Here is a 21,446-nt window from a genome sequence, read left to right as displayed (position 1 = left end):
CTATGAGCGCCGCAGACTTTCCAACCATGACCACCGCCGAGATTCGCTCGGCGTTCCTCGGCTTCTTCGAGGAGCGCGGGCTGAAGCTCTACCCCAGCTCCTCGCTCGTGCCCGATGATCCCTCGCTGCTGCTTGCCAACGCCGGCATGAACCAGTTCAAGGAGTATTACCAGGGCAAGAAGACGATGAAGGAGATCGGCGCCTGCTCCTGCCAGAAGTGCGTGCGCACCAACGACATCGACGTCATCGGCTCCGATGGCCGTCACCTTTCCTTCTTTGAGATGCTCGGCGACTTCTCCTTTGGCGGCGTCTCCAAGCAGCAGGCCTGCGCCTGGGCCTTCGAGCTCATCACCAAGGTCTTCAAGCTGCCGGTTGACCGCCTTTACTTCACCGTCTTCACGGACGACGACGAGACCTTCGACGTCTGGCGCTCCCTGGGCGTGGCGGCAGACCACATCTCCCGCCTCGGCGAGGACGACAACTTCTGGGCCGCCGGCCCCACCGGCCCCTGCGGTCCCTGCTCCGAGATCTACTACGACCAGGGCGAGGAGTTTGGCTGCGGCTCGCCTGACTGCGCGCCCGGCTGCGACTGCGACCGCTACCTCGAGTTCTGGAACCTTGTGTTCACCCAGTACGATCGCCAGGAGGACGGCTCGATGCCCGAGCTGCCCCACCGCAACCTCGATACGGGCATGGGCCTGGAGCGCATGGCTGCCATCATGCAGCACGCCAGCTCTAACTACGATGGTGACCTCATGCAGGGCCTCATCGCCCTGGGGGAGAAGATCTGCGGCAAGACCTACGGCCGCACCAGCTACGAGGGCCCCAGCGTGAGCCTGCGCATCATTGCCGACGCCGCCCGCGCCGTGGACTTCCTCATCGCCGACGGCGTCCTGCCCGGCAACGAGGGCCGCGGATACGTGCTGCGCCGCCTGCTGCGCCGCGCCGTCTTCCACGGCCGCCTGCTGGGCATCGAGGGTGCCTTCCTCGAGCAGTTCATCGATGAGGTCAACCGCCTCATGGGCGACGCCTACCCCGAGCTCCTCGAGAAGGTGGCACTCGTCAAGGGCATCGTAAACGCCGAGGAGGAGCGCTTCGGCGCCACCCTCGAGACCGGTCGCGCCTACCTGGACGAGGCCCTGGCCGAGCTTGCCGAGGGTGCCACGCTCTCCGGCGAGCGCGCCTTCACCCTGCACGACACCTACGGCTTCCCCATCGACCTTACGGTGGAGATTGCCTCCGCCGCCGGCCACGACGTGGACATGGACGAGTTCCAGCGCTGCATGGACGAGCAGAAGGCCCGCGCCCGCGCGGCCGCCGAGGGCGACGCCTGGGGCAGCTTCAACGACGTATGGGTGGCTCTCTCCGACGAGCTTCCCGCCACGGAGTTCGACGGCTATGACCACAACGAGCTCGAGGGCGTCCACGTGCTCGCCCTCGTGAAGGACGGCGCCTCCGTCGAGTGCGCCGAGGCGGGCGACGAGGTCGAGGTCGTGCTCGACCGCACGCCGTTCTATGCCGAGATGGGCGGGCAGGTGGGCGACACCGGCACGCTCGAGGGCGAGGGCGTCTCCGTCGAGGTGACAGACACCAAGGCCCACAACGGCCTCTACGCCCACACGGCGAAGGTCGTCGAGGGCGCGCTCGCGGTGGGCGACACGCTCGTCGCCGCCATCGACGCGCACCGTCGCGAGCTCATCCGCCGCAACCACACGGCCACGCACCTGCTGGACGCCGCGCTCAAGCAGGTCCTGGGCGACCACGTCTCCCAGGCCGGCTCGCTCGTGGACGACGAGCGTCTGCGCTTTGACTTCACGCACTTCGAGGCCTGCACGGCCGAGCAGTTGCACGAGGTCGAGGACCTCGTGAACGTCGAGATCTTCGCCACCAAGCCGGTCGTCACGGCCGTCATGGGCATCGAGGAGGCCAAGGCCTCCGGCGCCGTGGCGCTCTTTGGCGAGAAGTATGGCGACGTGGTGCGCGTGGTCTCCGCCGGCACTGAGGACAAGCCCTTCAGCCGCGAGCTCTGCGGCGGCACGCATGCCCGCAACACCGCCGAGCTGGGCCTCTTCAAGATCGTCTCCGAGTCCTCCACGGGCTCCAACGTCCGCCGCATCGAGGCCGTCACGAGCCTGGGCGCCCTCTCCTGGCTCGACGAGCGCAACGATGCCCTCGACGCAGTGTCTGCCGAGCTCAAGTGCCGTCCCGAGGATGCCGTGAGCCGCATCGAGGACCTCAAGGGCAACCTGCGTGACGCCGAGCAGAAGCTCAAGTGCGCCCTCACCGGCGGTGCCGCCGGCGGCGTGTCCGAGGCTATCGACTCCGCGCTCGAGCTCTCTGGCTACAAGGCCGTCGTGGCGCGCCTGGACGGCATGGAGGCCGCAGACCTCCGCAGCGTTTGGGACACCATTCGCGACAAGGTCGCCGGCCCGGTTGCCTGCGTGCTGGCCACCGCCACGCCCGAGGGCAAGGTCGCGCTGCTCGCGGCCGCCACAGAGGAGGCCGTCTCCGCCGGCTTCAAGGCGGGCGACGTGGTGCGCGCCGCGGCCGGTCACGTGGGCGGCAAGGGCGGCGGACGCCCGAACATGGCCCAGGCCGGCGGCAAGGATGCCGCGGGCATCGACGCCGCGCTGGCTGCCGCCCGCGAGCTGCTCTCCTAGGCGCCACGCGTGAGGGCCCTGGCTCTGGACATAGGCGAGGTGCGCGTGGGCATCGCGGCGAGCGACGCCTCCGGGCGCATCGCAAGCCCGGTGAAGGTACTGCCGGCGGCCGAGGTGCTCGGCCACGCAAAGACCTTCCGACGCATCCTCGAGGACTACGAGCCCGGCGTGCTCGTCTGCGGCCGTCCCCAGACCCTTTCAGGCGAGGACGGCCCGCAGGCGGAGCGCCTCATGGCTCAGGCCAAGCAGATAGCCGACGCCTGCGACCTTCCGCTGGAGTTTGCCGACGAGCGGCTTTCCTCGGCGGAGGCGAAGCGTATTCTCAGGGAAGAGGGCCTGCGCGAGCGCGACATGCGCGGCAAGGTTGATATGGTTGCCGCCTCGCTCTTTCTGCAGGCGTGGCTCGACGCGCGTCGCTCCCAAGACGACGCGGCAAGGGGGTAGCGATGGCAGAGACACCGAGGCGCCGCCAGGGTTCCCATTTCGCCGCAGGTAGCGGTCGTACAGCCAGCAATCGCAGCCAGGCCTCCGCACATCGTGCTCGTCCGGTGGCCACGCCTCGCCGCCCGGCGGCCTCCGTCTCCCACGGCAGGCGCCCGGCGGCATCCAGGCGTGCCGTGAGTCCTGGCGCCACGGGCATGACCAAGCTCGCGACGCCGCACACCCGCGCCCAGCGAGCCCACCGCGCCCGCGGCGGTCACTCCAACCACCTCGGCCCCATTCTGGGTGGCGTTGTTGCCATCCTCGTGGTGCTGGCGCTGGTTTTCGTCTTCATCATCCCCACGTTCTTTGGCGGGGATGCCGCGCAGACCGAGCTGCCCAACCAGGGCGAGCGCGTCGAGGTCGTCATCCCCGAGGGCTCCGGTGCCATCGCGGTTGGCAACGCCCTCAAGGACAGCGGCGTGGTGGCCGACTCGGACGAGTTCGTGACCGAGGCGCGGAGGCAGAAGGCAGACTCCGCCATCAAGAGCGGTGCGTACGTCTTTACGGTGGGCCAGGGTCTGGATGACATCATCTCCCAGCTCACGAAGGGTCCCAACTCCACGGCCAAGACGGTGACGATTCCCGAGGGCCTCAGCGTCACCCAAACGGCGGCGGCGGTCCAGAGCGGGCTCGGCATCTCCTCCGACGACTTCCTCGCCCAGGCGAAGGCGTCCAACTACGCCGCGGACTACCCGTTCTTGGCAGACGCGCAGGACGACTCGCTCGAGGGCTTCCTCTGTCCCAAGACCTATGACTTCTCGAGTGCCGGGGACCTCACGGCAGACACCGTGATCCGCGCCATGCTCGACCAGTACAACAAGGACGTGGCCTCGCTCGACTTCTCCTCCGCAGAGGCCACCATCAAGAACCGTTACGGCATCGACATGAGCGACTACGACATCCTCAAGCTCGCGTCGATTGTGGAGCGCGAAGCCATTACGTCCGACCAGCGTCCCAAGGTCTCCTCGACCTTCTACAACCGTCTCAAGCAGGGGATGGCGCTGCAGAGCGATGCCACGATGATGTACGTGACGGGCGGGGAGGTCACGGCCGACGACCTCAAGACCGCGAGCCCGTACAACACCTACCTCAACCAGGGCCTCACGCCCACGCCCATCTGCTCGCCCTCCATGGAGTCCATCCAGGCCGCGATGGCGCCGGCAGACACCAACTACCTGTACTTCTACATCACCCAGACCGACGAGTGGTTCTCGCCCACGTATGACGAGCACCTCCAGGCCATCGAGGCCGCCAAGACCCAGGGGTAGCATGCCTGTCCTCAAGCCCACGCGCGCCGAGCGCGCCATCACGGACGTGAGCGTACGAGAGCTCCAGGACGCGGGGATCTCCTGCGTCCTGTTCGACCGAGACAACACGGTGGTCCCACGGGACACGAAGGCGGCTCCGCCCGAGGTGACGGCCTGGCTGGACGAGGCTCGAGGTGCTGGCATCAAGCTGTGCATGGTCTCGAACAACTTCCACACGAACGAGGTGGAGGCGAGTGCGGCAGAGCTTGGTGTGCGGGTGGTGCATCACGCGATGAAGCCGGCGCCGTTTGCGGTGCGACGGGCCCTGGGACTCGTGGGGGCCAAGCCTGCGGAGGCCGTGCTTATCGGCGACCAGGTCTTCACTGACGTCGTGGCGGGCAACCTCGCGGGCGTCCGCACGATCCTTGTGGACCCCCAGAGCACAACCGACCTGTGGTACACGCACATCTTCCGCGTGTTTGAGCGACTCATCGCAGGCAGAAAGTGATCGCCGCGTTGGGCGTGTGCCTTGTTGCCCTTGGCGCGTGGGCGTCTGTGACGGACGTGCGCCGGCGTGTGATTCCCAACTTGTGTTGTGTGCTTGTAGCCACCTGCGGTCTCGTGCTGCAGGTGGCCCGTGCGTTCTGGGAGGTTTTTGCCGGGAGCGTGCCGCCGCCGGCGCTCTGCCTGGTGACGGCCGCGGGCGTTGCGGTGTTGGGTGGCTCCGCGGAGCTGATTGCGCGCCGGGTTGCCGGCCGAGCCTTCGTGGGCCTGGGGGACGTCAAGTACGTCGCCGCCTGGGCCTGCATGCTCGGGCCGCTTGTCTTCTATGGCCTCGTGGTCGCCTGTCTTGCGGGCGCCGCGTGTGCGATTGCACGGCGCAGGAGGACCTTTCCCATGGCGCCCTGGCTTACGGTGGCGTTCTTCGTGGTGGGCGCGGCTGCGCTGATATAGGCGGCGCTAGCCGAGGGGCGCTTGTGCGGGCATGGGTCCGCACTCGGCTGGGAAGCGCGGCCACACCGCCATGGGCTGACCTCGTTTGAGGTGGCATGGGGAACCTCGGGAGCCTTCGCGAAGTCGTTGTCATGAGTGCCTAGCGGCTCCTTGTTGCTAGAATCTCTCTCGTTTGTTTTCGAGTCTGTGGGGGAGATGCGCGATGGCAAGGCACGGTGGTTCCAGGAGGCGTTCGCGGGGCAAGCGTGGCGCGCAGCCCGCAGCTGCTTCCGGCCCGCTCGGCGCGCAGGCCCCGTCCAAGTCTGGCACGCGCGCACATGCGTCGCAGACGCCTGAAACGCAGCCTCGTAAACCTCAGGGCGAGCGCGATCGTCAGCGCCAGGACGAAGGCGGACGGGTACGTCGGGACCGCCGGGATGAGTGCGGACGCCAGGAAGAAGGCGGCCGGAGGAGCCAGGGCGAGAGCAGCCGCAGGCGCCAGGACGAGCGTCGGCGGAAGGGCGCCAACGGGCACAGGAACAAGGGCCAGGCCGAGCATAAGCCCGCTGAACCTCGTCCGAAGCCGGGCATGCGCAGGGGTCCGGCTCGCAACAAGGCTGCCCATCGTGGTTGCGACCACGTCTTCTTCATCGGGTTCCTTGGTGCTGGCAAAACCACGGTGGCCAGAAACCTCGGCAACATGTTCCACCGGCGGTTTATTGACGTCGACCACATGGTGGAGCGCGAGCTGCACGCAACTGTGACGCGCATCTTTGCCACCAAGGGCGAGGAGGCGTTTCGCGACGCCGAGACACGCGCTCTCGAGAGCCTGCGCGAACGGCGTGGCATGCTCGTGAGCTGCGGGGGTGGTGTCATCGAGCGTCCCGAGAACATGCGAATCATGCGCGAGATGGGTCACGTGGTCTTCCTCGATGGCACGCTCGAGGACTCGCTGCGCCAGATTCGCCGCCCTGACAAGCGGCCGGACCTGGGAGATCGCGAGCATGCGCGTGCCCTCTATGCGCATCGCCGGCCTCTCTATGAGAAGGCGTGCGACTATCGCGTGAAAATCTCTGGAAAATCATTCGAGCAGGTGGCCTATGAGGTGGGCGAGCTGCTTTGGGAGAGGGGACTGCTGTGAGCGAGGAGAACAAGACGGTCGAGGATGCTTCGCAGGCCATTGGGGCTGCGACGGTTTCCGAGGCCCCTGAGTCCGCTGCCGCTCCCGTGGCGCCCAAGCCTGCGGTGGCCGAATCTGCCGCCGACGATGCCAGGGACGAGGCTGCTGAGCCCGGCTCTGCCAATGCCAAGCCTGAGGTGGCAGATCCGGCCTCTGATGGCCTCGCTGCGAAGCCGGCCCCTATTTCTGCCAAGGCAGAGGTCGAGGCGCCGGTGATTCGCAGGCAGTCCCTGGCGCTGCGCACCGGCGCGTGCGACATGCGGGTGGGCGTGGGGGCGGCCGAGCGCATTGGCACGGACCTTCGCGGAACGGTGGGCAAGCCCCGAGCTGCGCTGCTCGTCTCGGGAGAGGACGTCTCCGCCGAGCTTGTCGAGAGCGTTCGCCGCTCGCTCGTAGATGTGGGCTTTGCCGTAACGCATACTATGTTGCCGTCCGGCAGGGCGGCTCGTCCCCTCGAGGTCGCAACCGGGCTTTATCGCGAGCTTGACGCGGCGGGCATTAACGCCGATGACGCCATGGTTGCCGTGGGCGACGCGAATGTGATTTCTGCCTGCGTATTCGCGGCCTCTACCTGGTGCGGCGGCTGCGCGCTTGCAGCCGTTCCCACCACGCTTGACGGCATGGTGGACATCCCGGTCACCCCGCGCGCCCTCGACGTCCCGAACGGACCCGCCCTCGTGCTCGCCCGCGGCAACGTGCGCCTGCTCGTCTGCGATCTTGCGGCCGCCAATCTCTCCGCATCCAATGAGGGCAATCTGATGGGACGCGCGGTTATGGTGGCCGGTGCGGTGACGGCGGGTGAGCGTAGCTTCTCCGAGCTTGCCCTGCACGCGGACGCCGTGCTTTCGGGTGAGGTAGATGGTCTCACCGAGGAGCTCCTCGAGCTCACGAAGGCTCGCGCGCGCACCGCGTCGTCCTCCGCCGTGGCCATTCGCCAGGGTCTTGCCTACGGGCGGGACTTTGCCCGGGCGCTTAGGGCGTGCCTGCCTTCCGGCGATCCCTGCGCCCCCACGGACGCGGCTCTGCTTGCGGAGGGCCTTCGTATCTCTGCGCGCCTCGCGGCCGCGCACCAGGCGCCCGAGACGGATCTTGTGGAACTCGTCTTTGCGCAAGATGCCCTGCTCGACAAGCTCGGCCTTGCCGAGGTGCCCTGTGACATTGCGCCCCAGAAGCTGGTCGAGGCCTTTACGTGCACGGGTCTGCGTCACTCCAATCGCCTCATGCCGGCGCTTCCGCTTGGCTACGGGCGCGTGCGTCTGACGGCGGTGGATGACGAGATGCTGCTCCAGCATCTCACCGGCTGGTGCCGCGCCCGCCGCAAGCTCAAGCGCCGACTGGAGCGCGAGGCTCGGTAGCGAAGTCACAGGTCGTATTTAGCGGTTCGATCCCAGCGTGCCCCATGCGGAGACGGCCCCTCGCAGGGCCGTCTCTCTTAATGTGTATCAATCTATGCGATTAGCCCCAGGCCATCAGCGTATTTGCTTGATCTCGGCCCACGCAAACAACCGAAGAGCCACATTTATCTTGAAAAGCTGTGGCCCTTGATATTAAATTAACAAATATTTTGGCCTTCAGCATGATTCAAGGACTAATAGTGACTCGGTTAAAGCGAATTATTGCCATAGCCCTCGCGGCGGTTATGTTGTTCGACGCCTCTCCGGCGGCGACTGTCGCATATGCCGATACGCTGGACCGCGCCCTTTCGGTCAGAAATCTCGTGGCCGCCCTCAACGGTGACGCCACGCCCGCCGATGCTTCCCTGACGCAAATAACTTCGGGGGGGGGCTTCGCAGAATAAGACTGGCGTAGCGACCGGCTTTGGCATCTCGGCCGTCTCTGAGCTCACGGCTGGCGATGCCGCTTCCGTAGACGCCGCAGCGGGCGACGCTGCCTCGGACCATGCCGCCGCCTACGACTCTGCGACTTCCGATAGCTCCGCCCAGCCCTCCGGCGTGGGCGAATCCACAGGAGCCGAGGGTTCCGTCGCGGGTCCCACGGCGGGTGCCGCCGCGGGCGACTCCTCCTCCAACGCCTCCGATTCCGAGACCGCCTCGGACGGGCAGCTCGACGCGGCCATGGGCGACGCTACCGCAAGCGACGCCAACTCGAACGACGCGAACGATGCGAACGGCACGGCCAACGCCACCGCAGGCGACGCCGACGCAAACGCCGCGGCCGACGAGCTCGCCTGTGCCGCCCAGGCCGCAGCGGCGACCAGCCTCCACGGCCGCGACTTCGAGGGCCAGGTCGCCAAGACCATCAACGGCAAGACCTACATCCTCATCGGCAGCGAGCAACAGCTCCGTGCCATCGGCAGCGGCAAGAAGGTTGTCGGGCGCGTCTACAAGGTCCAGCAGAAGGTCGTCAACACCGGCTCAATCCTGCGGCCCAATTACAAGTGGCAAGACGACGGCGACGAGCAGCTCGCCTATGCCGGCGACGCCGACCTGGACGCCGACTCCACGCTCAAAGACGGCACCTTCAGCGACCACGAGGGCGGCCTTAGCCTCATTCCCGGCTCCACCCGAACCAAATATTTCGTCAAGGACGCCTCCGGCAACCGCCTCGACGTCAGCGATGCGACCTTTGGGCCCAACACCGGCCTTACCTACTCCGCGGACGCCAACTACATCATCTTCCGCGACGTCGACGTCTCCTCGGACGCCGCGGCGGGCGTGAGCGAGGGCGCCACCTGGACCCCGCTCATGTTCAGCGGCACCATGCTCGGCGCGGTGAGCAAGAGCGGTGACGCCGCGGGCACCCTTTGGAGCACCATCGGCACCGACGGCACGGGTGTGAACGACACCGCCGGCCGTCCAACCGTCACAGGCGTCAACGTCCAGCAGTCCGGCAAGCTCAACCCGACGAGCCATGCGGGCGTCGGCTTCTTCGGCACCATCACCAACAAGCTCGACGAATCCAACCCGTTCAACAGCCTCGCGACGCCTGCCTTCGTGCGCAACATCAAGCTGCAGGACGTGACGGTCCACAACGAGTCCAGCGAGGTCAACACCGACCAAACGCTCGTCAGCGCCCTGCTCTCTGGTCTGGGTACGCTGGTGGACATCGTCCTCGCGCCGCTGCTCAAGATCCTGACCTTCGGCCAGCTCGACATCAGCGGTCTGCTGAAGAACCTGCTGACCGTCCGCGCCGCAGACCCATCCTCCCTCGCGACGGGCGCCTTCGCCGGGCGAGTCGTCGGCGACGTCACGCTCTCGGCCTGCGAAGTTGCCAACGTCAGCGTGACGAATGTCAACAAGGGCATGACGGGCGGCTTCGTCGGCTACGTCAAGGGCGAGACGCGCTACGAGATTCTGTCCCAGACGCTCGGCAGCATCGTCAAGCTCCTCTCCAACATCCTCAACATCATCCCGGGCCTCGGCCTCGGCGACCTCATCACGCTGCTGCTCGACAGCAACATCATCAAGGCCGGCGAGCTTCTGCCCATCGCCTACGTGAACCCGACTGTCTCCGGCTGCTCGGTCAGCGAGTTCGCCGCGGGCGAGACGCTCGGCAACGCGAACAGCAGCTACGCGGGCGGCTTTGCGGGCGTGCAGATCGGCGCGATTCTCGAGGACTGCTTGGTGACGAGCACCAAACCCTACAGCGTCACGGGCTCGTCGTACGTAGGCGGCTTCGTGGGCCTCATGCGCAACGATGTCATGAAGGGCGCGCTCTCCAACCTCGGCGTCGACCTCGGCGTGCTCGCGGACGCCATCTCCAAGCTCGCGGGTGGCGCCCGTCCGCAGAGCACCGTGGTCGGCTCCTCGGTCACGGCAGACGTGACCGTCACGGCCGGTACCTACGCGGGTGGCTTCACGGGCGCGATGGCCAACAGCTACGCGGTCAACGATGGCGTGTCCGGCGTCCTTTCCGTCGAGGCGACGGGCGTCTCAGATGATTCCGACAATGCGCATGCCTACGCGGGCGGCTTCACGTCCATCGCAACCGTCGGCTGGCTCGTGGGCGAGCTCGGCGCGGGTGAGGACAAGAACGACAATCTGCTCGCGGGCGTGGGCAACGTGCTCGACTCGCTTCTCAGCAGCCATCCCGAGCAGGCCGAGGACCTGCTCTCCCTCGCGGGCGTCAAGGCGTCCGACATCCTGGGCGCTCAGCTCTCGGGCAAGGTGACGGTAAGGTCGGCGAACGACTACGCCGGTGGCCTCGTGGGCAAGGCGGACGGCACCGTCATTGGCAACTCCTCGAGCGGAAAACTCGCAAAGCTTACGTTCTGGAAGGACAGCGTGCTTGCCGCGCCCGCCGAGCGTAGTTCCTACATCAAGGGTCTCGCGAGTGTGGTGGCCGCCGAGTCCTACGCGGGCGGTATCGCCGGCAAGATCGGTGTCGCCAGCGGTGCGGGCCTTGTGAACGCAACGGTGGGCGTTGCGACCTTCATGCCGTTTGCGGTTGAGAACTTCGAGGTCGAGGGCATTGCGGAGGGCTATGCCGTCTCTGCCGGCGCCGACGAGGCGGGCGGCGCGTTCGGCGAGGCCGTGGGCGGCGACGTCTCAAAGGTCAACCTCACGAACGTCGCGTCCGTCTCCGCCAACAACTACGCCGGCGGATTCGCGGGTACCGTCGGCCCCGGCTCGCTCGCTAATACCGACGGCCTCGACCTGCTGGGCCTCGGTCTCATCAAGGCCAACAACCTCCTCTCTCTGGGCGAGGGGCTCGACCTCACCGTCGAGGGCGCGAGCGTCGCGGGCATCGTGGGCGGCGTAACCGTCACGGCAACGGGCGCACCTTCCGGCGAGGGCGACCGTTCCACGGCTTTCGTGGCCGGCGGCTTCGTCGGCCGCGCCAACTCGGTCGACGTCACCGACGCTCACGTCACGAACCTCAAGTACGTGACGGCGGCGAACGAGTCTGGCTATGCCGGCGGCTTCGTGGGCGTCTCGCAGACGGGCGGCCTTGCCGAGGTCTCGGACGACACGTCCCTCAAGGCCCTTATCAGCGCGGGCAGCCTGCTCGGCGCCGTCAAGTACCTCATCCCGAGCTACCTCTATACCGATGTCTCGTATGTTGACGGTGGCTACGTGCAAGCAGACATCGCGGGCGGCTATGCGGGCGACCTCACGTCCGGCAAGGTCAACGATGATCCGGGCACTGGTGACGCCGAAAAGGCCCAGTCCTATGAGAAGACCCAGGCCAGCCCCTATGCCGTTTACAACATCGACCACGTCGCCGGCTCGCGCTACGCCGGCGGCTTCGGCGGGCGCGTCGTCTCGGGTGGGCTTGCCGGCTCGGAGGATTCCGGCGGCCTCTCCATCCTGGGCGGCCTCTCGGGTGTCTCCATCAGCGCCAACGACCTGTTGAGCATCATCGACGCGTACGTCCCGCTCGTCTCGTACGCGGGCGTCTCCTCCCAGCTTGCGGGCACGACGGATGCGACTACCGACGACGGCTTTACCGTCTCGGCCACCACGGTCGATGTCTCTGACGGCGACGCCGGCACCGCGGGCGGCTTCATCGGCTACGCGGCGGGCGCCCAGGTCTCCAATAGTGACGTCACACGCCTACGCCACACGGGCGTGACCGAGCCTTCCGACCTCGAGGTCGCAGACGCGCCCAGCTACTTCAACGGCACCAGCTCCTATGCGGTGACGGGCGCCACGCACGCCGGCGGCTACGTGGGCCTGCTCGACGTGGGCGACGCGGCCTCGATCGGCGGCGGCCTCAAGGTTCTGGGCAAAGCCCTCGTGCTCGATCACGTGCTCTCCGCGCTCTCTGTCGTCGTCTCGACGATCGAGCACTCCGATGTCGAGGGCACAATCGGCGGCTTCGCGGTGCTTGCGAGCGGCACGGCTGTGAGCGGGGCCGTCGGCAACGCGGGCGGCTTTGCGGGCGAGATCCGCGGCGGCCACATCCAGGACTCCAACTCCTATAACTTCTCGTATGTGATCGGCCAGGAGACGGCCGGCGGCTACGTGGGAGAGCTCGAGCCGGGCGACGTTGCCAACGTGCTTGAGTCCACGAACATCTTGAAAGGCCTGCTTACCGCCTCCGGCAGCCTTGCCTCGGTGGCGCAGGATTTCGTCCCCACCATCCGCAACTCCGAGACCACGTCCATCCCCTGCGGCGGCGCCGTGCGCGCGCAAGCCGCGAGCGACGCCTCGACCCTGCGCGGCGTGGCGGGCGGCTATGTGGGCCACAACCTCGGTGGACACATCTGGGGCAACAACACGAACAAGTGGAAGTCCGAGAACGACGCGGACGGCAATTACAACGGCGCGCGGCGCACGGCTACGGCCGAGCGCATCCGCAGCGTCTACGGCGCGGAGATGGCCGGAGGCTTCACGGGCTTCATGGAGCCGGCCGACACCGCAAAGACCGGCAGCCTCAGCCTGCTCTACGGTCTCGTCGAGATCGACAACCTGCTCGGCGCCCTGCAGGTGGCCTATCCAACCGAGGAGAACACCGAGGTCACCGGCCCCGTGCACGGCATCGATATGGACACGTGGAACGGCTGGGCCACCAACGTGGCTTCCAAGGGCTACTACGGCGGCAAGTTTGCTGGACAGACGTTCGCCACGCAGGCCGCTCTTGACGAGTTTCTCGCCGACTACGTCTATGGAACGAACGTCGTCGCCGGGCGCGGCTCCTACGACAACCAGGCGATCGTCATGGACGGCGGCGTGGCGGGCGGCTACGTGGGCCTTATGCGCGGCGGCACCATCACCAACGGTCAGGCGTATGACACCAAGACCGTCAGCGCGCTGCGTGCGGCGGGCGGATTTGCGGGACGCATGGAGACGGGCGGCGCCCCCGAGCTCGGCAGCGTTAAGCTGCTCGGCTTCCTCGGTACCCCGGCGCTCATCACCGCCAACCTCGGCAAGCTCGTGAGCGCGCTGAAGGTGCTCGTGCCCGTGGTGAAGTTCTCGAGCGTGCAGGGCTTCCGTACAGGCATGACGGTGGCGGCGAGCGGCGTGAGCGATACCGTAGACCTCGGCTTCGCCGGCGGCTACGTCGGCTACGCCTCGGGTGCGCAGATTTGGGGAGACTCTGCGGCGGATGGCGCCACCGCCACCGGCTGCAACGTCTCCAACCTGCGGCGTGTTTCCGGCGCCAACTGCATCGGCGGATTTGCGGGCCTCATGACGGCTGCGGGCACGGCAGACGTCAACACCAACGCTTCGGACAAGACGGGTCTGCTCCAGAAGATTCTCGACACGCTAATTTCCAGCCCGAACGACCTTGCCAGCGTGCTTGACGCCACGGTCTCCACCGTGCGCGGCGCACACGTGAGTGCCGTAACGGCAGGGAAGGGCGCAACCGACGCTCAGAAGAACGCCGCCGCCTGGGGCTTCACGGTCGACGGTTCTTACAAGGACGGCAACACCACTAAATTCGCGCGAGCTGCCGGCGGCTTTGCTGGCTCCATGAAGGCCGTGGTCGCGGGAACCAAGGACCGCGCGGAGGGTGCCGTCAACGACGTCACCAACACGCTGAGCGTCTCTGGGCTGCGCGGCGTTGAGGCCGGGCAGTATGCGGGCGGCTTCGCTGGCCAAGCAGACATCGAGAGCGTCGCGTCCGTGGCGGGGACCAACGAGGGCGACGGCAACACGAGCCTTCTGCTCGGCCTGCTCAAGGCCGGCAACGTCTCTGCGCTCGACGCCTTCCGGGCCTACATCTACCACGCGAGCGTGACGGGTGTGGCAGACGGCTTCCAGGTGCGTGCGCACGACAGCAGTACCCACGGCATTCTCGACTCCAAGCGCTTCACCGGCGCGGCCGGCGGCTTCGGCGGCGCGCTCATCAATGGCAGCGTCAAGGACTCTAGCGTTGCGAACCTGAGCAGCGTGGCGGGCGTCAACTACGCGGGCGGCTTCATCGGTCATCTCGGCAAGGCGGGCACGGTGGACGCCGAAGACGCGGGCCTGAGCGGCGTGCTCGGCGCCACAGCCGGTGTGCTCGACATCTGGGGTAGCCACGTGGAAGACTCCACGCTTTCGGGTGTTTCCACAGGCTACACGGTGACGGCGACCCACGGCAGCACCGACTACGCCGCCGGCACGGACAGCGCTACGGGTCGGGAGGTCGCGGGCGGTTTTGTGGGCTACGCCGACCTGGCGCGCGTGAAGAACTGCTCCGCCACCAAACTCAAGAAGGTCACGAGCGGGGAGGTCGCGGGCGGATTCGTCGGCGAGGCGAAGCGCGCGTATCTGGTGGACCTCCAGGCAAGCTCCCCGCTCATCGATTTGCTCCTGCAGGTGGTGAACGGCCTCGTCAAGCTGCTGTATCTCAACAAGGCGCAGGATATCGGCCTCGTTGACATCGGCAAGCTGTTCCCCGGCCTCGCCAAGTTCATCGACTTGAAGGTACTGGCAGACGGCAAGATGCTCTACGTGAACCTCTTCGGCCTCAAGGTGGGCGTGGCGCTTTCCAAGGCGGACGAAGACAACCAGCAACAGACGGATGTCGCGATCATCACCATCGGCGACTCCGTGGTGAAGCTGCCGTGCAACAAAGACGGCCTCATCCAAAACGAGAACACCAGGAGCAACCTCACGGTCCAGCTCATCAAGGGCAACCGTACGCGCATCGAGAACTGTGAGGTCACGGGTATCGCGCAGGGCTACGACGTCTTCGGTGGCGGGGCCTCTCAAGACCTCGACGGCACGGAGCGCCTCTCGACCGGTTACGCCGGCGGCTTTGCTGGCCTGAACGACGAGGGCGTGCTCGCGGGCAATACCATGACCTACGCCGATACCATCCGCGGCACGAGCGGGCTTGTGGACCCCTTTGCCTTCACGAGTCTCAAGAGTGTGTGGAACTTCAACGACATGGCCGACATCATGGGCGTCTCCAGCAGCGGCGCGTACAACACGTACCGCATCTATCGCTCGAAGGACGAGAGCCTCACGAACGCGGTTTCGTCCAACAGCTCCAAGGGTACGGGTACGTCCTACACCTTTGCCTCCCGCTCGGCGGATGACGAGAGCGGCCTGGACGCCTTCACGGTGAGCCTGTTCAAGTCCATCGATGCCTCCGGCAAGGTCTTGCTCAACACCTATGACGGAACCGTTCCCACGAGCGGTGCGGCGGGCGACGCGAACACCACCTGGCTTGGCATCAAGGACGCGGTTCGCCAGAGCGCGGACGGCACGCGGTCGCAGAGCCTCGACGCGTACGTCTCTGCTGCCAAGGCCGTGCTCATGCTCGACACCGCGGTGACCGACAACGCCGGCTCCCTCACGCCCGAGCCGGGCGAGGGCCAGGACCCGTGCGACACCTACGCTGATCTCACACTGCAGAAGGTTTGGAACGATCGTGACAACGCGGACGGCGTGCGGCCGGAAAGCGTGACGATCAAGGTCAAGGCCGCATACACGGATTCGGACGGCAACGTGGTGGTCCCCGACTCCATTACGCGTCAGGGCGCCGACGGTACGACCTACACGCAGCCCAACCCCATCGAGGTGACGCTCACGGGCGCCGACGCGTCCAACTGGTCTGACACCTGGCGCACGGTCGTCTCGGGCCTGCCGGTTGCCTTCGACGACAATGGGACGCCGCGCTACTACAGCTACACCGTCACCGAGGTCACGGCTTCGGACGACTACACCTCGAGCGTCACGACTACGACCAACGACTTCACCGCGACGGTCACCAACACCCACCAGTCTCCGCTGCCCGACACGGGCGGCAAAGGCCTGTGGCTCATCGGTCTTGTTGCGGCCGTACTTATTGGTGCGGGCGGCTCGTGGTGGGCGAACGACCGACGCCGCCGGATTCGGTCCGCGGGCGCGGCGGGGCGGCACTTCGCCTCGAACGCCGAACGCAGTCCGAGGGCCGTCACTCCAAGTAGGCATCACGCGCGGCCCGGGGGCAACTCACCGCGCTCGATATAGCAATTCGCATACCCAAGGAATAGAAGGGAAATAGTATGCACAAGTTAGCAAGGAAGCTCGGGGCGCTCTTCACGATGCTCGCCCTCGTGCTCACCACGGTCGCCTCCGTGACCCCCGCGTTTGCGGCTGATGCTGCGACGGGCAAAGTGAACATCTCGAGCACGAACGGCGAGTTCAAGGGCAAGACCGTGACCGCCTATAAGATGTTCACCGCCTCGAACTTCGCCTTTAACGGTGATGGTAGTGTCTCGGCTGCTACCTACACGCTCGAAACTGCCTGGGAGAGGTTTTTCCAGGACAAGCTGAGCACGACCGAGACCGGAGCGCCTCTTTCTGAGAAGGCCTATGAGTATGTCAAGACTCTTGCCGACGGCAATCGCGGTGCCACCGCGGTGACGTTTGCTAGCGATGCTGCCAAGTGGGCTAAGAACCAAGGCCTGGCCTCCAGTAAGTCTGCCGCAGCGGTCGCTTCTGGCAACACTTATGTCGCCACCTTCGAATCGCTCGCTTACGGTTACTATGTCTTTGTTCCGGAGGGCGGATCCACTTCCACGCAGCGCGGTACGGACGCCATTCTCAACAACGTTGTTTCTACCGAGACGAACATCAATCTCAAGAGCGTCTATCCCACGCTCGAGAAGAAGGTCGAGGGTCAGAACCACTCTAGTGCGCAAATCGGCGACACCGTTAACTTCACCCTGACCTCCGCCGTGCCCGACATGACCGAGTACGACACCTATACGTTCAAGGTTCACGATAAGCTGTCCAAGGGCCTGACCTTCAACGCTGAGTCTGTTGATGTGAAGGTTGGCGGCACCACCCTCACCAAGGGCACCGATTACACGGTAACCAATACCGGCAACGGTGACGAGACCACCTCGGTCGAGATCAACTTCCTCACGATCAAGGCCCAGACCGCCGGCTCCGCCATCACGGTCACCTACTCCGCCACGCTGAACGAGAAGGCCGGCTCCGGTACCACCACCCAGGGCAAGAACGAGGCCTACGTCGAGTACAGCAACAACCCCGGCGAGCAGGGCACCGGCAAGTCCGAACCCTCCATCACTCACACCTATGACTTCTCCTTCGACCTTCAGAAGAACGGCGAGGGCGAAAACGCCAACGGCCTTCAGGGTGCCGAGTTCCAGCTTCAAGACGCTGAGGGCAACCCCATTTCTCTTGTTGCTGATGGCGGCGCTTACCGTCCTCTCAAGGACGCCACCGAGACCGGCGCGACGAGTGTGACTACTCCCGCTGGCGGCAGGATTTCGTTCACGGGTCTCAAGGAGGGCACTTACAAGCTCGTCGAGCTCAAAGCCCCTGCTGGTTACAACAAGCTTTCCGCTCCCATTGAGGTTGTTATTTCTGCTACCTATAACGATGACGGCACGCTTAAAAACAACACCGTGACCGCAAACGGCACCCCGAACTCCACCGTTACCGTTGTCAACAAGAAGGGAACCCTCCTGCCCTCTACCGGTGGCATGGGCACCGTGGTCTTCACGGTCGCCGGCGTGGCCATTGTTGCCGCGGGCATCATCTGGACCGTCGTCCGCAAGCGCGCCAACAACTAGCGCCGTCGTCCGTTGAAGCGCCTGCGCGACATACTGCCCATCGTGGTCGTGATGGTGGGGCTCGCGGTCCTCGCGTACCCCACCGTCTCGAACTTCCTCGTCGAGCGCAATGCCACACGTGTGGTGAGCGCCTACGGCGAGGCGGTTGAGGCCCTCTCGGACGAGGACGCCCAGGCCATGATGGACGCTGCACGTGCGTACAACGCCCAGCTTGCGGGGCTTGCCGGCATCTCTGCTGCCGATGGCGGCGCGGATGCCGGCACCGTCTCGTCCGCGCAGCTGCGCGAGCAATACAGCCAGCTGCTCAACCTCACCGGCGACGGCATGATGGGCTACATCACCATCCCGCGCCTGGACGAGACGCTGCCCATCTACCACGGCACCGAGGAGGCCACGCTGCAGGTGGGCGTCGGCCACATCGAGACCTCCTCGCTGCCCGTTGGCGGCGCGTCCACGCACGTGGCGCTTTCGGGGCATCGCGGCCTGCCGTCTGCCAAGCTCTTCACCGATCTTGACAAGATGGTCGTAGGTGATGTGTTCTACCTGCGGGTCCTCAAGACCACCCTGGCCTATCAGGTCGACCAGATCGAGACGGTCCTGCCCGACCAGACCGAGTCGCTCACCATAACCGCCGGCGACGACTACGTGACCCTTGTCACCTGTACACCGTATGGCATTAATTCTCACCGACTGCTGGTGAGAGGGCATGCCATACCGTATACGGCCGACATGGACGCCGAGGTCGGCACGGTGGGCAATCCGATCAACATCCCGCTGCCGTATCTGCTGCTCATGATTTCCGTGGCCGTGCTAGCCGTGGTGCTCGCGGTGGTGCGCATCGCAGCGTGGCGCCACGACGAAGCCATCCGCCGCGCTGCCGTCGCCGTTGGCGGGAATGTTGATGCACGGCGTGGTGCCGCGGGCGGCCGACATGACCAACGCACTGAAAAGGAGGTGTCGCATGGCGGCAAACACTTCAGATAAGGGCCTTTGGCGGTCCGCGGCATGGCTCGCGTTCGCGATGGCGCTGGCGGTTGCGGTGTTCGCGCCCCGCGCGGCCGACGCCCAACCAAACGGCTCCATCACGGTGTCCACCCAGGCCGAAGCCCCCAACGGCTCGATTACACTCACGGGCGACACCTTCGCCATTGCCAAGGTCGCCTCCGCCGAGGTCGCCTGGGATTATGGGACGCCCTCGGTAAGCTATTCAACCGATTCCGCCTTCTCCGAGCTCGGCATTTCTTGGTCTAACGCCACCGCCGAAGACCTGCGCTATGCCGCCCATAGCGCAAACCGAATCGCGGCCCTGGGCGAGCTGTACCGTGCCGAGCAGACAGTGGGGAAGGGGCAGGCTGCCATTACGTTCTCCGGCCTTGATCCCGGTGTATACGTTATGGCGCGTACGCGCACGGCCGACAGCAATCGCAGCGTCAAGTGCGCGCCGTCGCTGGTGAGCGTCCCCGAAGTTGAGAACGGTTCCGCGACCTACGACGTTTCCGTCACCCCCAAGTTCGAGTGGGCCGCTACCCCCGACCAGCCCGGCTCCGGCGACGAGGCCGGCAACGATGACACCGCGAAACCCCCCGCAAGCAGCCATTCGCGCGGCTTCATGCCCCAAACCGGCGACTACCTCGTTATGGGCACGATCGCCCTGGCCCTTGCCGCTGGCATCGCCTTCATCGCCCTTGGCCGCCTAATCCGCCGCAAATAGCCTCCGGCGGCGTCCCCGATGTAGCGAATGTGCCTGTGGCCGGCGACGAAGCTCGGGCTTGCGTGGTCGGGGATCTCCGACGAATGGCCCTTCCGAGGATGTCGCTGGAATGTACCTTTAGAATGATGGTGCTGGTGGCACTGATATATCTCCCCCTCCCCAGACCTGAGGGCAATCAACACAGGTAGGGGTATCGCGCACGCTTCGCGTGGTGACAAAAAAATGAGAAAGGACCACGTTTATGGCAAACGAGACGGCTTGTGCCGGGCGCGTCGAGCGCCTTCGCAAGATCATGGCAGATCGCGGCTACGACGCTGTGATCCTGCGCAACAACCCCGACCTGCGCTGGCTCACTGGCGCCGAGCGTACCTTCGACGACGAGGTGGCGCACACGGCGTTTGTTACGGCCAGGCACCAGTTCCTGCACACGGACTCGCGCTACTACAACACGTTCTGCGAACGCCTTGGGCCAAACACGGCGTGGGAGATCGACCAGCAGATTGTCGACGCCGCCGCGTGGGCGGCGGACCGCGCCCGTGACGCCCGTGCTCGCGTGGTGGCCCTCGAGGACACCTGTACGCTCGGCTTCTATGATGACTTCCAGACCGCCCTCGCCGCGCGCTCCGCAGCCGTGCTCACCCCGCGCCTTCACGGGGACCTCGTGAAGCTCCGCGCCGTCAAGGACTCAGAGGAGGTCGCGCTCATGCGGGCCGCCCAGAAAGTCACCGACGAGGCCTTCACACACATGTGCGGCTACATCAAGCCGGGCATGACGGAGCAGGAGATTCGCGCCGAGCTTGAGAACTACATGCTCTCGCATGGTGGCGAAGGCCTCTCCTTTGGCACCATCATCGCGAGCGGCCCCAACGGCGCCAACCCGCACGCGCAGCCCGGCCCGCGCAAGGTTCAGAGGGGCGACATGATCGTCATGGATTACGGCTGCGTGGTGTCCGACTACCACTCCGACATGACGCGCACGGTCTGCCTCGGCGAGCCGAGCGAGGAGCAACGCCACGTCTACGACGTCGTTCGCCAGGCGCATGAGGAGTGCGCGGCGATGGCGAGGGCGGGCGTCGTAGGCAAGGACGTCTACGACCATTCCGTCAAGGTCATCTCGGAAGCCGGCTACGGAGACTTCTACAAGCATGGCCTTGGGCACGGCGTGGGCGTGGAGATTCACGAGCAGCCCAACTTCAATCGCGCGAACACCGAGCCGGTACCCGCGGGCGCGGTCATCACCATCGAGCCCGGCATCTACCTGCCGGGCAAGTTTGGCGTGCGTCTCGAAGACTTTGGCCTGGTGACGGAGGAGGGCTACGAGCCGTTCACCGAGTCTACGCACGACCTCGTGGCGATTCCCTGTTAGAGGCGCCAAGTAGGCATTGCGGCGCCGGGCGCACGGGGCGTCTGGCTGGCGTTGCGGCGTCGAGCATAAGGGGCGCCGAGTAGGCGTTGCGGCGTCCCTTGTGCGGCACAAACCGTTGGTAATCGGTGAGTGGTTACCTCGCGAGGATACAACTGGCTCTGTAAGTGGAAGGTAAAGCGTTTATCTATAGAAACCTGTCTAAAGAATGATAGTCAAGCCGAGTAAACAAATAAATTAGTATCATAACACCAACATTGAACTCAATACAACTCAAACAGAAAAATCCACCATTCAACCGAAAAAATAGCGAAATTAAGTGCTCGGAATGTTAACGTATGACATAGCGAATCAGGGAGCACGTGGAGCGAGCGAACGACACGGAAGACCAGGCGGGCGAGGGAGATTCTTTCTCGCCCTTTTGCATGGCCTGATAATCGTTCC

13 protein-coding genes are annotated in these 21,446 nt (G+C 65.5%); all 13 read left to right on the top strand.

The features are described from left to right. The first annotated feature begins 2 nt into the window (after positions 1 to 2). The 13 genes from alaS (at position 3) to EFAMC2_RS04705 (ending at position 21,005) form a co-directional block, all read left to right on the top strand. Positions 3 to 2,660: an alanine--tRNA ligase gene (gene alaS / locus EFAMC2_RS04765; protein WP_261980088.1), complete on the top strand. Its 2,658-nt coding sequence runs from the start codon at positions 3 to 5 to the stop codon at positions 2,658 to 2,660. A gap of 9 nt (positions 2,661 to 2,669) precedes the next feature. Continuing rightward, on the top strand, positions 2,670 to 3,104 hold the full coding sequence (gene ruvX / locus EFAMC2_RS04760) for a Holliday junction resolvase RuvX (protein ID WP_154027628.1): 435 nt from the start codon (positions 2,670 to 2,672) through the stop codon (positions 3,102 to 3,104). Between the two features lie 2 nt (positions 3,105 to 3,106). Next, positions 3,107 to 4,411 carry an endolytic transglycosylase MltG gene (gene mltG, locus EFAMC2_RS04755; protein WP_154027626.1) on the top strand — a complete coding sequence of 435 codons (1,305 nt, stop codon included), beginning with the start codon at positions 3,107 to 3,109 and terminating at the stop codon, positions 4,409 to 4,411. 1 nt (position 4,412) lies between these two features. Further along, entirely contained in the window at positions 4,413 to 4,898 is a 486-nt protein-coding gene (locus EFAMC2_RS04750; protein WP_154027624.1) for a YqeG family HAD IIIA-type phosphatase, read from the top strand. Then, positions 4,895 to 5,344: a prepilin peptidase gene (locus EFAMC2_RS04745; protein WP_154027622.1), complete on the top strand. Its 450-nt coding sequence runs from the start codon at positions 4,895 to 4,897 to the stop codon at positions 5,342 to 5,344. The genes EFAMC2_RS04750 and EFAMC2_RS04745 overlap by 4 nt, the downstream gene beginning before the upstream one ends. 568 nt (positions 5,345 to 5,912) lie before the next feature. Then, on the top strand, positions 5,913 to 6,464 hold the full coding sequence (locus EFAMC2_RS04740) for a shikimate kinase (RefSeq protein WP_154027620.1): 552 nt from the start codon (positions 5,913 to 5,915) through the stop codon (positions 6,462 to 6,464). Next, the gene (locus EFAMC2_RS04735; RefSeq protein WP_154027618.1) at positions 6,461 to 7,858 is read left to right on the top strand and encodes a 3-dehydroquinate synthase; all 1,398 of its coding nucleotides are present in this window, start codon (positions 6,461 to 6,463) and stop codon (positions 7,856 to 7,858) included. Before EFAMC2_RS04740 ends, EFAMC2_RS04735 begins: the two co-directional genes overlap by 4 nt. Before the next feature lie 179 nt (positions 7,859 to 8,037). Further along, entirely contained in the window at positions 8,038 to 8,301 is a 264-nt protein-coding gene (locus tag EFAMC2_RS04730) for a hypothetical protein (RefSeq protein WP_187325151.1), read from the top strand. A 154-nt stretch (positions 8,302 to 8,455) separates the two neighbouring features. Next, complete coding sequence (locus EFAMC2_RS04725) at positions 8,456 to 16,354, top strand: Cna B-type domain-containing protein (protein ID WP_154027617.1); 7,899 nt, start codon at positions 8,456 to 8,458, stop codon at positions 16,352 to 16,354. A gap of 35 nt (positions 16,355 to 16,389) precedes the next feature. Then, positions 16,390 to 17,928, top strand: coding sequence for a SpaH/EbpB family LPXTG-anchored major pilin (locus EFAMC2_RS04720; RefSeq protein WP_154027615.1), 1,539 nt, complete (start codon positions 16,390 to 16,392; stop codon positions 17,926 to 17,928). Between the two features lie 12 nt (positions 17,929 to 17,940). Continuing rightward, entirely contained in the window at positions 17,941 to 18,912 is a 972-nt protein-coding gene (locus EFAMC2_RS04715) for a class C sortase (RefSeq protein ID WP_261980084.1), read from the top strand. After that, positions 18,890 to 19,639, top strand: coding sequence for a hypothetical protein (locus EFAMC2_RS04710; protein ID WP_154027613.1), 750 nt, complete (start codon positions 18,890 to 18,892; stop codon positions 19,637 to 19,639). Before EFAMC2_RS04715 ends, EFAMC2_RS04710 begins: the two co-directional genes overlap by 23 nt. Positions 19,640 to 19,880: 241 nt before the next feature. Then, positions 19,881 to 21,005 carry a M24 family metallopeptidase gene (locus EFAMC2_RS04705; RefSeq protein WP_154027611.1) on the top strand — a complete coding sequence of 375 codons (1,125 nt, stop codon included), beginning with the start codon at positions 19,881 to 19,883 and terminating at the stop codon, positions 21,003 to 21,005. Positions 21,006 to 21,446: the final 441 nt, after the last annotated feature.

It is taken from the genome of Olsenella uli, from assembly GCF_901212655.1.
Classification (GTDB): domain Bacteria; phylum Actinomycetota; class Coriobacteriia; order Coriobacteriales; family Atopobiaceae; genus Parolsenella; species Parolsenella uli_A.
Note: the sequence above shows the minus strand (reverse complement) of the source record. Positions and strands in the feature narration are given on the sequence as shown.

What these genes read in the sequence shown, in the direction of transcription:
- EFAMC2_RS04750 (WP_154027624.1), top strand. Translation starts at nt 4,413, where the DNA reads ATGCCTGTCCTCAAGCCCACGCGCGCCGAGCGCGCCATCACGGACGTG.
- EFAMC2_RS04740 (WP_154027620.1), top strand. Translation starts at nt 5,913, where the DNA reads ATGCGCAGGGGTCCGGCTCGCAACAAGGCTGCCCATCGTGGTTGCGAC.
- EFAMC2_RS04720 (WP_154027615.1), top strand. Translation starts at nt 16,390, where the DNA reads ATGCACAAGTTAGCAAGGAAGCTCGGGGCGCTCTTCACGATGCTCGCC.
- mltG (WP_154027626.1), top strand. Translation starts at nt 3,107, where the DNA reads ATGGCAGAGACACCGAGGCGCCGCCAGGGTTCCCATTTCGCCGCAGGT.
- alaS (WP_261980088.1), top strand. Translation starts at nt 3, where the DNA reads ATGAGCGCCGCAGACTTTCCAACCATGACCACCGCCGAGATTCGCTCG.
- EFAMC2_RS04710 (WP_154027613.1), top strand. Translation starts at nt 18,890, where the DNA reads ATGGCGGCAAACACTTCAGATAAGGGCCTTTGGCGGTCCGCGGCATGG.
- EFAMC2_RS04705 (WP_154027611.1), top strand. Translation starts at nt 19,881, where the DNA reads ATGGCAAACGAGACGGCTTGTGCCGGGCGCGTCGAGCGCCTTCGCAAG.